The sequence below is a fragment of the Xanthomonas sp. 3498 genome, assembly GCF_014199795.1.
Taxonomy (GTDB): Bacteria; Pseudomonadota; Gammaproteobacteria; order Xanthomonadales; family Xanthomonadaceae; genus Xanthomonas_A; species Xanthomonas_A rydalmerensis.
Window position 1 is genome coordinate 1,063,345 of sequence record NZ_JACHOH010000001.1, and the last position, 12,663, is coordinate 1,076,007.

General features: G+C 69.8%; 9 protein-coding genes and 1 other RNA gene. 7 read left to right on the forward strand and 3 right to left on the reverse strand.

The window, feature by feature from the left end:
- The first annotated feature begins 70 nt into the window (after positions 1–70).
- Positions 71–553 (forward strand): MarR family winged helix-turn-helix transcriptional regulator, encoded by a 483-nt coding sequence (locus tag GGR66_RS04230; RefSeq protein WP_184447317.1) that lies wholly within the window; start codon positions 71–73, stop codon positions 551–553.
- Positions 554–681: 128 nt separating this feature from the next.
- Here the strand turns inward: GGR66_RS04230 and GGR66_RS04235 are convergent, their stop codons facing one another.
- From GGR66_RS04235 to GGR66_RS04245, 3 genes are all read right to left on the reverse strand, one after another.
- A complete protein-coding gene (locus GGR66_RS04235; RefSeq protein ID WP_160969331.1) occupies positions 682–1,284 on the reverse strand; it encodes a thioredoxin family protein in 603 nt (200 codons plus the stop codon).
- A gap of 10 nt (positions 1,285–1,294) precedes the next feature.
- Positions 1,295–2,818, reverse strand: a complete 1,524-nt coding sequence (locus GGR66_RS04240; RefSeq protein WP_184447318.1) for an oligopeptide:H+ symporter — start codon at positions 2,816–2,818, stop codon at positions 1,295–1,297.
- Positions 2,819–3,110: 292 nt separating this feature from the next.
- A complete protein-coding gene (locus tag GGR66_RS04245; protein WP_184447319.1) occupies positions 3,111–4,022 on the reverse strand; it encodes a tryptophan 2,3-dioxygenase family protein in 912 nt (303 codons plus the stop codon).
- Positions 4,023–4,212: 190 nt separating this feature from the next.
- Between GGR66_RS04245 and GGR66_RS04250 the strand changes: the two genes are divergently transcribed.
- The 6 genes from GGR66_RS04250 (at position 4,213) to GGR66_RS04275 (ending at position 12,313) form a co-directional block, all read left to right on the forward strand.
- Positions 4,213–4,288: non-coding RNA, sX9 sRNA (locus tag GGR66_RS04250), on the forward strand.
- Between the two features lie 42 nt (positions 4,289–4,330).
- On the forward strand, positions 4,331–7,912 hold the full coding sequence (locus tag GGR66_RS04255; protein ID WP_184447469.1) for a lamin tail domain-containing protein: 3,582 nt from the start codon (positions 4,331–4,333) through the stop codon (positions 7,910–7,912).
- Positions 7,913–8,364: 452 nt separating this feature from the next.
- A complete protein-coding gene (gene pdhA, locus GGR66_RS04260; RefSeq protein WP_184447320.1) occupies positions 8,365–9,453 on the forward strand; it encodes a pyruvate dehydrogenase (acetyl-transferring) E1 component subunit alpha in 1,089 nt (362 codons plus the stop codon).
- Positions 9,446–10,525 (forward strand): alpha-ketoacid dehydrogenase subunit beta, encoded by a 1,080-nt coding sequence (locus GGR66_RS04265; protein WP_043094489.1) that lies wholly within the window; start codon positions 9,446–9,448, stop codon positions 10,523–10,525. The genes pdhA and GGR66_RS04265 overlap by 8 nt, the downstream gene beginning before the upstream one ends.
- A 1-nt stretch (position 10,526) precedes the next feature.
- A complete protein-coding gene (locus GGR66_RS04270) occupies positions 10,527–10,877 on the forward strand; it encodes an SH3 domain-containing protein (RefSeq protein ID WP_160969341.1) in 351 nt (116 codons plus the stop codon).
- A complete protein-coding gene (locus tag GGR66_RS04275) occupies positions 10,874–12,313 on the forward strand; it encodes a dihydrolipoamide acetyltransferase family protein (RefSeq protein WP_184447321.1) in 1,440 nt (479 codons plus the stop codon). The genes GGR66_RS04270 and GGR66_RS04275 overlap by 4 nt, the downstream gene beginning before the upstream one ends.
- Positions 12,314–12,663 lie beyond the last annotated feature (350 nt).

Below are 12,663 nucleotides of genomic sequence, written 5' to 3' on the forward strand. Positions count from 1 at the left end.
ACTCGCGAGAATGGCCGTAGTATCCTCCGTTGTAGTTACAAGTGAAACCACCAGCAAGGTGCAATGCAGCATGACGATCGCCACGCCCGCTCCCACGCCCGACTCGCCCTCCCTGGATCTGGAACGGTTCCTGCCGTACCGGATCAGCGTGCTGTCCAACCGGATCAGCAGCAACATCGCCCGCGTCTACGGCGAGCGCTACGGCATGGCGGTGACCGAGTGGCGGGTGATGGCGGTGCTGGCGCTGTACCCGGGGCTGTCGGCCGGTGAGGTCTCCGAGCGCACCGCGATGGACAAGGTGGCGGTGAGCCGGGCGGTGGCGCGGCAGCTGGAGCGCGGATTCATCCAGCGCGAGACCCATGGCGACGACCGCCGCCGCTCGGTGCTGCACCTGACCTCGGCCGGGGTGGAGGTGTACCAGGTGGTGGCGCCGATGGTGCTGGAGTGCGAACGGCGCCTGCTGGCACCCTTCAGCGAGGACGAGCAGCGGTTGCTGAACCGGCTGATCGACCGCCTGGCGGCCGAGGGCCTGCCGAGCATGACCGGGCGCTGAGGCGCCGGGGCGCGCGGACTGCGCGCCTTTAAACGCTGTAGGAGCGGCTTCTAGCCGCGACTTGGCATTACTGGGAAAGCCCGGTCGCGGCTGAAGCCGCTCCTACGAAAAGCGCGCGCCGCCGCCGCTCAGGGCTTCGGCGGCGCCCACTGCTTGAGGAAGTCCGAGAACTTCTTGCGGTCGTAGCCCTTGTCCTTCTGCAGGTCGCCGACCACCTGCGAATGCAGCAGCTTGCCGTCGGCATCGAGCACCAACAGGTGCGGGAAGTCGACGATCTTCGGGTACTGCGCCATGAACGCCTCGTTCTTGTTGGCGTCGCTGACGTTGACCTTGACCCAGACGAAGTTGGCGTCGCGGAAGCTGCGCAGTTCCGCATCGCCCTCGATGAAGGTGTCCAGGGTGTGGCACCAGTCGCAGGCCTCGTTGCCCACGTCGAGCAGGATGCGCTTGCCGCCGCGCTTGGCCTCGACCATGGCGGTGTCCAGGTCGTCGGCCGGGTTGCGCTGCGGATCGAACTGCGCGCCCAGCGCCTTGGCCGCGGCGATGTCGGCGGCGGCCGGCGTATTGCCCGAGGCCACCGGCTGGTTGGGATCGGCCACCGGCGGCTTCTGCACCGAGGTATCCAGCGGCTTGGCCGGCGCCGGCGCATCGGGCGGTGCCGCCGTCTGGCCACAACCGCTCAGCGCCAGCACCGCCACCAGGGCAGCGCACATCGTCTTGTTCATCAGCATTGCCACGTCCTCACTTCACACCATGCATCAGCTTGCTGATCAACGGCGCGATCAGGAACAGCACCACGCCGGCGCCCAGCAGCGCCCAGAATCCGAAGGTATACCCGCCCAGCGCGGAAGACACGGTCATGCCGCCTTCGCCGCTGACATGGCTGGCGAAGATGCCGGACAGGTTGTTGCCGATGCCGGTGGACAGGAACCAGCCGCCCATGCCGAAACCGACCAGCCGCAGCGGCGCCAGCTTGGTCACCATCGACAACCCGATCGGCGACAGGCACAGCTCGCCCACCGACTGGATGACGTAGACCATGAACAGCGTCCAGAACGGGATCTTGCCGGCGTCGTTGACCAGGCTCGACAGCGCGAACATCAGCAACAGGAAGGCCAGGCCGTTGAACATCAGGCCGAGCGCGAACTTGCGCGAGATCGACGGATTGAAGCGGCCGGCCTTGACCCAGATCCAGGCGATGAGCGGCGCCAGGGTGATGATCGCCAGCGAGTTGACCGATTGGAACCACGCGGTCGGGAAGGTCCAGTCGCCGAACTGGCGGTTGACGATCTCGTCGGCGAGGAAGGTGAAGGAGCTGCCGGCCTGCTCGAAGAACATCCAGAACAGCACGTTGAAGGCGAAGATGATCAGCATCGCGATGACCTTGTCGCGCGCCACCTTGCCGTTGCGGATGCCCTCCACCAGCAGCATGACCGCCAGGGCCACGAACATGGTGCTGAGGATCCACTGCAGCACTTCGGCGCCGGCGGCCAGCGCCAGGTACACCGCCGGGATCGCCACCAGCATGCCCAGCAGCACGTAGACCACGCGCATGCCGCCGGCACCGCCCGGCAACGGCGCGCCGATGCCCTTGAGCTGGCGGCGGCCGAACCAGAACCACACCAGGCTGATCAGCATGCCGATGCCCGAGGCGATGAACACCATCTTGTAGGACGGCATCGCTTCGGTGCCGAACACCTTCTCGGCCAGCTGCTGGGTCAGCCACGGCGCGATCATCGCGCCCAGGTTGATGCCCATGTAGAAGATGGTGAACCCGCTGTCGCGGCGCGGATCGGCGACGCTGTACAGCTTGCCGACCATGGTCGAGATATTGGGTTTGAACAGGCCGTTGCCGACCACCACGGTGGCTAGGCCCAGTTCGAAGATCTGCGGGTTGGGCACGGAGATCAGGAACAGGCCGGCGGCCATGACCGCGGCGCCGACCAGGATCGAGCGCTGGTAGCCGAGCACCCGGTCGGCGATGTAGCCGCCGAAGATCGCCGCCGCGTACACCAGCGCCAGGTACGCGCCGTAGGTGGCGCTGGCCGAGGCCTGGCCCGAACCCTGGCCGCCATGGAACTGCGCCACGATGTACAGCACCAGCGCCCAGCGGATGCCGTAGAACGCGAAGCGCTCCCAGAACTCGGTCATGAACAGCATCCACAGGGGACGCGGATGACCCAGCAGGGTCTTGAATTCGGGCGGTTGCGCTGACGGCGGCTGCGGTGAGGCGGGGTGGTTCGACGCGACGACGTCAACGCTCATGCGGTGTTCCCTTGCGTATTCAGGATGGGCTGGGGCGGTGCGTCCGGCCAGGCCGGGCAACGGGCGAGGATCACCGAGCGACGCCGTGGCGTCAAATGCGTGGAGAAGCCGGGACTCGGGACCCGGGGCCCGGGACCCGGAAAAGCGGCCGCACGAGGACGGATGGATCGCGGCGATAGAGCGCCACACAAGCAACCGCTGTACGCCGGCATCTGCGTGGCGCACGGCAACGGCAACAGCGGCAATACGATGCAGCGCAGCAATGCAAAGCGGCGCCTGCCCTCTCGCTCCACTATGGAACTTGCGACGACGCCCCCGGGTCCCGGGTCCCCAGTCCCTGGTCCCGGCTCTCCAGCCCCACCGAGGTCCGCACCTCGAACAGTTCCGGGAAGAAGGTCAGCGCCAGCGCCTGTTGCAGGAAGCCGACGCCGCTGGAGCCGCCGGTGCCGCGCTTGAAGCCGATCACCCGCATCACCGTGCGCATGTGGCGGAAGCGCCACAGCTGGAACTGGGTTTCCAGATCCACCAGGTCCTCGCACAGCGCGTACTCGCGCCAGTAGCGGTCGGTGTTCTCGTAGATGCGCTCGAACACCGGGCGCAGCAGCGGGTCGCTGACATGCGGCTGGCGCCAGTCGCGGGCGTGGTACGGCGCCGGCACCGCATGGCCGAAGCGGGCCAGGTAGCGCAGGAACTCCTCGTACAGGCTGGGCGCTTCCAGCACCGCCTGCAGCGCCGCCTGGCCCTGCGGGTCGTGGTCGAACACCGGCAGCATCTGCACGTTCTTGTTGCCGAGCATGAATTCGATGGTGCGGTACTGCAGCGACTGGAACCCGGAGGACGGGCCGAGCACGTCGCGAAAGCCCATGTACTCGGACGGGGTCAGGGTCTCCAGCACCGACCACTGCTCGGTCAGCAGGCGCAGCACCTGCTTGCTGCGCGCCAGCACCTTGCGGCACTGCCAGACCTGATCGCGCTGCAGGTGCGCGATCGCCGCGCCCAGCTCGTGCGCCAGCAGCTTCAGCCACAGCTCGGAGGTCTGGTGCTGGACGATGAACAGCAGTTCGTCGTGGTGCGGCGGGTTCGACAGCGGTTGCTGCGCCGACAGCAGCCGGTCCAGGCGCAGATAGCCGCCGTAGGTCAGGCGGCCTTCCAGGTCGGTATGGATGCCGGCTTCGAGCGGGCGCTGGTTCTGTTCGACGGGCATGGGCGGCAGGGGCGTTCCGGGCCGGCAAGGGTACCGCAGCGACGAATGTCACACATTGGTCAGCACCCGTTGTCAAACTCCGGCACAATCATCGGCGGCGCTGGGGGCGCCGTCGGTTCATCTGCGTAAGAGCGGCTGACAAAAGGACTGCGCAGCCACCAGGCAGGCGCGGCCGGTGCTCGGAATCCTCATGTGCCACTTGCACACTGCGGTTCCTCCGCGCCGTCCGCACCCACCTGGCGACTGCTCGCGACGTTTCGTTAGCCACTCTTGAGTCCACGTCTTCAAGGATTGGGGAGATCTTGTTCATGCGAACCATGCTGCTTCGAGCTGCAGTGTTGTCGTGCGCGTTGGGGTGTGCCGGGTACGCCCAGGCGCAGGTGGTCATCAGCCAGGTCTATGGCGGTGGCGGCAACAGCGGCGCCACCTACAAGAGCGATTTCGTCGAATTGCACAACAACGGCAGCGAGGCGGTGAGCCTGGCCGGCTGGTCGGTGCAGTACGCCTCGGCCGCCGGCAGCAGCTGGCAGGTCACTACGCTGAGCGGCAGCATTGCGCCGGGCGGCTACTACCTGGTCAAGCAGGCCGACGGCAGCGGCGGCAGCGCCGCGCTGCCCACGCCCGATGCCACCGGCACCATCGCCATGAGCGGCACCGCCGGCAAGATCGCGCTGAGCAAGAGCAGCGCCGCGCTGAGCGGCGCCTGTCCGGCCAGCAACGCCGACTTCGTCGGCTACGGCAGCAGCGCCAGCTGCGCCGAAGGCAGCGCCCCGACCGCCGCGCCCAGCAACACCCTGGCGGTGCTGCGCGGCAACGGCGGCTGCAGCGACAGCGACAACAACAACGCCGACTTCGCCACCGGCGCGCCGACCCCGCGTAATAGCGCCGCGCCGGTCAGCCTGTGCGGCGGCGGCAACCAGCCGGTGGCCAGCGTGGCCAACGTCAGCCGCGCCGAGGGCGACAGCGGCAGCACCGCGTTCGTGTTCACGGTGACGCTGAGCCAGCCGGCCGGCAGCGCCGGCGTGAACTTCACCGTCGCCACCCGCGACGGCACCGCCACCGCCGGCAGCGACTACCAGGCGCTGGCCGCGACCCAGGTGACCATCCCGGCCGGCGAGAGCAGCGCCGAGGTGCGCGTGCTGGTCAACGGCGACACCAGCAACGAACCCGACGAGACCTTCTACCTGGACATCAGCGGGATCAGCGGCGCGCTGCCGTCCTCGCTGACCGCCAGCGGGGTGATCCTCAACGACGACTTCAACCTGGTGCCGATCCACAGCATCCAGGGCAGCGGCGCGCGCTCGCCGCTGGTCGGCCAGGTGGTCGCCACCAGCGGCGTCGTCACCGCGCGGCGCAGCGCCGGCTTCTTCCTGCAGACGCCCGACGCCCAGGCCGACGCCGACCCGCTGACCTCCGAAGGCATCTACGTCTACACCGGCAGCGCGCCGCCGGCCGAGGCCGCGGTGGGCAACGCGGTGCGGGTGCAGGCCACGGTGGTCGAATACGTGCCCAGCACCGACCCCAGCCAGCCGCCGCTGACCGAACTGAGCGCGCCGACGGTGCTGCTGCAGTCCACCGGCAATCCGCTGCCGGCCGCGGTCGAGCTGACCACCCGCTTCCCCGACCCGAACGGCGCCTACGACCAACTCGAGCGCCTGGAAGGCATGCGCGTCAGCGTGCCCAGCCTGACCGTCAACACGCCGACCCTGGGCAACGTCAACGAGACCAACGCAAGCGCCACCAGCAACGGCGTGTTCCATGCCGTGGTCACCGGCCTACCGCGCGCCTGGCGCACCGCCGGCGTGCAGCAGCCCGACGCACTGCCGGCCGGCTCGCCAAGCGACGTGCCGCGCTGGAATACCAGCCCGCAGGTGATCGCGGTCGGCAGCGCCGGCCTCGGCGGCGAGCGTATCGACGTGGCCGCCGGCTGCACCGTGCTCGGCGTCAGCGGCCCGCTGGACTACAGCTTCCGCCGCTACACGATCTACCCGGAAACCGCGCCCAGCGTGCAGTGCGACGGCGCCGACCAGCCCAAGCCGGCCCCGGCGCCGCAGGCCGACGACGTCAACATCGCCACCTACAACATGGAGCGCTTCTTCGACGACCAGAACGATCCGGCGATCGGCGAACCGGTGCTGACCGCGGCCGCCTACCAGGCGCGCCTCAACAAGGCCTCGCTGGCGATCCGCAACTACCTCAACACGCCCGACATCCTCGGCACCGTGGAGATCGAGAACCTGAGCGTGCTGCAGACCCTGGCCGAGCGCGTCAACCGCGACGCGGTGGCCGCCGGCCAGCCCGATCCGCAGTACGTGGCCTACCTGCAGGAAGGCAACGACGTGGGCGGCATCGACGTCGGCTTCCTGGTCAAGACCGCGCAGGTCGGCGCCGGCATCGCCCGCGTCGAGGTGGTCTCGGTGAGCCAGGAAGGCAAGGCCGCCACCTGGACCGAGCCCGGCGGCACGGTCAGCCTGCTCAACGACCGTCCGCCGCTGCTGCTGAAGGCGGTGGTGCATTTCGCCGACGGCCGCGCGCTGCCGCTGACCGTGGTCGAGGTGCACCAGCGTTCGCTCAACGGCGCCGAAACCGACGACGCCAGCGGCCAGCGCATCCGCGCCAAGCGCCAGGCGCAGGCGGTGTTCCTGGCCAACCTGCTGCAGGCGCGCCAGGCCGCCGATCCCAGCGAGCAGTTGCTGGTGATGGGCGATTTCAACGCCTTCGAGTTCAACGACGGCTACGTCGATGCGATGGGCACCGTCACCGGCCTGCCGGCGCCCGACGCGCAGACCGTGGTCGGCGGCGACGGCGCTACCCTGGTCGATCCGGCGCTGTACAACCTCACCCTGCTGTCGACGCCGGACCAGAGCTACTCCTACGCCTACAACGGCAATGTGCAGTCGCTGGACCACATCCTGGCCAACCGCGCGCTGATGCGCTCGGCGCAGATCGCCGGCCTCAGCGAGGCGCATGCGCGGCTCAATGCCGACTTCCCAGCCGTGGCCCGCAACGACGCCAACTCGCCGGCGCGGCTGTCCGACCACGACCCGGCGGTGGTGCTGATCAAGCTCAAGCCGCTGGAGCGCGCCGACCTGAGCCTGCGTGTGAGCGCCGCCAACGCCTCGGTCTACGCCGGCGACACCATCCGCTACAGCATCACCCTGGCCAATGCCGGTCCGGACGCGGCGCGCGCCGCCGCGGTCGCCTTCGCCCTGGATGCAGCAGTGGTCCCGAGCGTCACCGCCGCCCCGGGCTGGGACTGCGCCGCGCCGGAGGTGGCCGCGCAGACCGTGGTGACCTGCAGCACCGCGCAGTTCGCTGCCGGCACTACGCCGCGCTTCGACGTGGCGGTGCCGGCCGGCGCCGCCCTGGTCGGGCGCAGCCTGAGCCTGGCCGCGTCGGTGGCCTCGCAGACCGAGGACCCCAACCCCGGCGACAACGGCGGCAGCGCCACGGTGGCGGTGCAGGCGCGTCCGGCCGGCGACCTGGCGGTGTCGATCGACGGCCCGACCACCCTGCCGTTCCTGGCCTTCTTCGCCGACTACCGCATCAACGTACGCAACCACGGCAATGCGCCGGTGCAGGGCGCCAGCCTGGAGATCGACGGCAGCACCCTGTCCGCCCTGACCGCGCTGGTGCCGCCGCGCGGCTGGCAGTGCGTGCGGCAGAACCACGGCCTGCGCAGCGCGCGCTTCCAGTGCCGCAGCGGCGCCGACCTGGCGCCGGGCGCCAGCGCCGCGTTCCGCCTGAGCCTGGCGACGCGGCCGCTGCCGGCCGACCGCCAGATCGTGATCGGCGCCAGCGCCGGCTCGACCTCGGCCGATGCCAATCCCAGCGACAACAGCGCGCGCTTCAGCACGCGCGTGGAGGGGCTGCGCCTGTTCGGCCGTTGATCGCGGCGGCGGGTGTGCACCAGGAAGGGCGTGGCCTCGCGGCCACGCCCTTTTTTTTTGTTGTAGGAGCGGCTTCAGCCGCGACGGCGTTCCCGGTAAAGCCCGTCGCGGCTGAAGCCGCTCCTACGAGATGACGGCGTAAAGCGATGGGAGGCGCCCTCGCGCCGCGCGTACACGTGTGCGCTTTCCGTATGGTCTCCTCGCCGACACGCGCAGCGCACCGCGGGCATTGACCACCGCCACCGGTGGACACCCACGCGCACATGAACGGCATGCATCGCAGTGCAACATCCTCGATACCCAACGCCATCAATCCGCAACGCGGCGCGACCACGCTTTTCTTGTGCGGCACGGCATTACCACGTGCTGCGGTGCACGACGGCTTTTGTGCACGGCTTCCTTAACATGCCGACTCATATCATTTGAAACTTGTTGTCGAGAGCGCCATCGCCATGAGCATCGCCGCCCAGTTCGAAATTGAGTTCCTGCAGTACCTCGACGCGGGCGGCCAGCCGGTCCGCGACGCGCTTCCGGCCGATTCGGCCAACCCGCAGACGCTGCTGGCGCTGTTCAAGCAGATGCTCTGCGTGCGCACCTTCGACAGCAAGGCGGTGGCCCTGCAGCGCACCGGCAAGCTTGGCACCTACGCCTCCTGCCTTGGCCACGAGGCCACCCACATCGGCATCGGTGCGTCGATGCGCCGCGGCGACGTGCTGGCGCCCAGCTACCGCGAGTACGGCGCCATGTTCATGCGCGGCGTGCGCCCGCGCGAGATCCTGCTGTACTGGGGCGGCGACGAGCGCGGCAGCGACTTCCAGCGCGATTCCGACGCCGCCCGCGACTTCCCGATCTGCGTGCCGATCTCCACCCAGTGCCTGCACGCCGCCGGCGCCGCGCTGGCGTTCAAGCTGCGCGGCGAGGCGCAGGTGGCGGTGGCCACCTGCGGCGACGGCGGCTCGTCCAAGACCGATTTCTATGCCGCGCTCAACTCCGCCGGTGCCTACCAACTGCCGCTGATCCTGTGCGTGATCAACAACGGCTGGGCGATCTCGGTGCCGCGCAACGCGCAGACCGGCGCGCAGACCCTTGCGCAGAAGGGACTGGCCGGCGGCCTGCACTGCCTGCAGGTGGACGGCAACGACCTGATCGCGGTGCTGGAGGCGATGCGCCAGGCGCGCGAGCGCGCGCTGGCCGGCCAGGGCGGCACGGTGATCGAGTTCATGACCTACCGCCTGTCCGACCACACCACCGCCGACGACGCGCGCCGCTACCGCGACGACGCCGAGGTCAAGCAGGCCTGGGAACGCGAACCGCTGCTGCGCCTGCGCGCCTGGCTGAGCGCGCAGGGCCTGTGGAGCGAGGAAGAAGAAGCCGCGTGGAAGCAGGAATGCGCGCGCCTGGCCGACATCGAACTCAACGCCTACCTGGAGACCCCGGTGCAGCCGGTGGAAGCCATGTTCGACTACCTGTACGCCGACCCGCCACCGGACCTGCTCGCACAGCGCGCCGAGGCCATCGCCCTGGAGCAGCGCCATGGATGAGCTGAGCCCCCGCCTCGCCGACCACACGGCCGCGCCCGCGGCCGGCACCGCCCACAGCGCCGCCACCGCGCGCGGAGACAGCCCGATGACCAGCACGCCCATTACCTTGATCGAAGCGGTGACCCAGGCGCTGGCCTGGGAACTGCAGCACGACCCGTCGGTGCTGGTGCTGGGCGAGGACGTGGGCGTCAACGGCGGCGTGTTCCGCGCCACCGCCGGCCTGCAGCAGCGCTTCGGCGCGCAGCGCGTGCTCGACACCCCGCTGGACGAGACCACCATCGCCGGGCTCAGCGTCGGCCTCGCCGCGCAGGGCATGAAGCCGGTGGCCGAGGCGCAGTTCGACGGCTTCGTCTACCCGATGGTCGACCACCTGATCTGCCACGCCGCGCGCCTGCGCACCCGCACCCGCGGCCGCCTGCACTGCCCGATGGTGCTGCGCGTGCCGTGGGGCGGCGGCATCCGCGCGCCGGAACACCACAGCGAAGCCAACGAATCCATCTTCACTAATGTGCCGGGCCTGCGCGTGGTGCTGCCGTCCTCGCCGCAGCGCGCCTACGGCCTGCTGCTGGCGGCGATCCGCGAACCGGATCCGGTGATCTACATGGAGCCCAAGCGCATCTACCGGCAGTACAAGGAAGTGGTCGCCGACGACGGCGAGGCGCTGCCGCTGGACGTGTGCTTCGTGCTGCGCGACGGCACCGACGTGACCCTCGTCGCCTGGGGCGCGCAGGTCAAGGAAGCGCTGGAAGCCGCCGACCGCCTTGCCGCCGACGGCATCAGCGCCGAAGTGATCGACGTGGCCACGCTGCGCCCGCTGGACTTCGATACCATCGCCGAATCGGTGGCGCGCACCGGCCGCTGCGTGATCGTGCAGGAAGCCCCCCGCAGCGCCGGCTTCGGCGCCGAAATCGCCGCGCGCCTGGCCGAGCAGTCCATGTACGACCTGGTCGCGCCGGTGCAGCGCGTGACCGGCTACGACACCCACATCCCGCTGTTCCGGCTGGAGATGAAGTACCTGCCGAGCACCGACAAGATCGTCGCCGCGGCCAAGCGGGCGATGGCCGCGGGTTGATATGCAGGCACGTCTGATCAGCGATTACCGCGCCGCCTATCCGCATCCGATCCGCATCGCCGCCGGCGAGCGGGTCGCGCTGGGCGTGCGCGACGAGGAGTGGCCGGCGTTCGTCTGGATCACCGGCGCCGCCGGCACGGCCGGCTGGGCACCGCTGGCCTGGCTGCAGCCGACCGGCGACGGCCATGCCGTGGCGCTGCGCGACTACGACGCACGCGAACTCGATGCCGCGCAGGGCGACACCGTCGTCCTGCATCACGAATACGGCGACTGGTGGTGGGCCGAGCGCGCCGACGGCGCGCAGGGCTGGCTGCCGGCACGCGACCTGGAACTGCTGGAAGAGACCACATGAGCCAAACCAAGAATTTCAATCTGCCCGACCTGGGCGAAGGCCTGCCCGACGCCACCATCGTCGAGTGGTTCGTCAAGGAAGGCGACACCATCCGGCTGGACGAGCCGCTGGTGTCGATGGAAACCGCCAAGGCGGTGGTCGAAGTGCCCTCGCCGGTGTCCGGCAAGGTGCTGAAGCTGGCCGGCGCGCCGGGCGACATCGTCGTCACCGGCAGCATGCTGGCGCAGTTCGCGCCCGACCCCAACCTGCCGCAGCGCGCCGAAGGCCAGGACACCGGCCATCACCACGGCGGCGCGGCGCCGGCCGCATCCGGCAAGGGTGCCGGCGCGGACACCGCCGCAGCCGACGATCGCGTGGTCGCCTCCGACGACGGCGGCGAACTGCACGACGCCGACAACGCACAGGCCACCGGCGAGCGCGACGATGCCGGCACCGTGGTCGGCGCGATGCAAAGCTCCAACACCGTGCACAGCGAGCGCACCGTGTCGGTCGGCGGCGTGCGCGCGATGCCGGCGGTGCGCGCCCTGGCCAAGAAGCTGGGCGTGGACCTCGGCCGCGTACGCGCCAGCGGCGCCGACGGCGCGGTCACCCTGGCCGACGTCAAGCAGGCCGCGACCGATGGGTCGGCCAAGGCGGATGCGAAGGCGGGGGCGGCTATCGCCGCGACTACACGGCGTCCTGCCGTCGCGGCTGAAGCCGCTCCTACGAACGCCCACACGTCACCCGCCCCCTCCGCGCGCACCCCGCTCTCCGCCGCCGGCAAGCCGATGCGCACGCAGCCGCCGGGCGTGGCCGTGCAGGGCCAGCCCGAGCCGCTCAAGGGCGTGCGCCGCAACATGGCGCGGGTGATGGCCGAGGCGCAGCGCCAGGTGGTGCTGACCACGCTCAACGACGATGCCGACCTGCACGCGTGGACGCCGGGCAACGACACCACCGGGCGCCTGGTGCGCGCGATCGTCGCCGCCTGCCAGGCGGTGCCGGCGCTCAATGCCTGGTTCGACGGCGAGGCGTTGACCCGCACCCTGCACGCGCACGTGGACATCGGCATCGCCGTGGACACCGACGATGGCCTGTTCGTGCCCGCCCTGCGCAACGCCGACATGCTCGATGCGCGCGGCGTGCGCGAAGGCATCAACCGCCTGCGCCAGCAGGTGGAGGCACGCAGCATCCCGGCCTCGGAACTGAGCGGCTACACCATCTCGCTGTCCAACTTCGGCATGTTCGCCGGCCGCTACGCCACGCCGATCGTGGTGCCGCCGTGCGTGGCCATCGTTGCCGCCGGCCGCGCCCGCCATCAGCTGGTGCCGGTGATGGGCGGCGTGGAAACGCACAAGATCCTGCCGCTATCGCTGAGCTTCGACCACCGCGCCTGCACCGGCGGCGAAGCGGCGCGCTTCCTGCGCGCGATGATCGACGACCTGGCGCTGCCGGCCTGAGCGCGACGGCCACCTTGCATATCCGCCGACTTGCCTGACACCAGGCGGTGCATCTGCTGCGCCCAGAGCAGCAGATGCACCACCAGTGTGGGAGGGCCTTCAATACCGACGCGATCAACAAAACGGCGTCGCGGCTCAAGCCTTTCCGCGGCGGATCGCTCAAGGCCTCGTGGAGGCGCGCGTATTTCCTGCGGGCTTCTACACATCGCGGGGCGATAGCCGATGAGCAACTCCAGCACAGCGCGTCGGGGCTGAAGCCCCTCCCACAGTGCAATGACCAGGCGCTACGACGCAGTCCGGGATCGGCGCTGCCGGTTGCTTCAGCGTGCACGGCAGCCGACCTGTCTGAC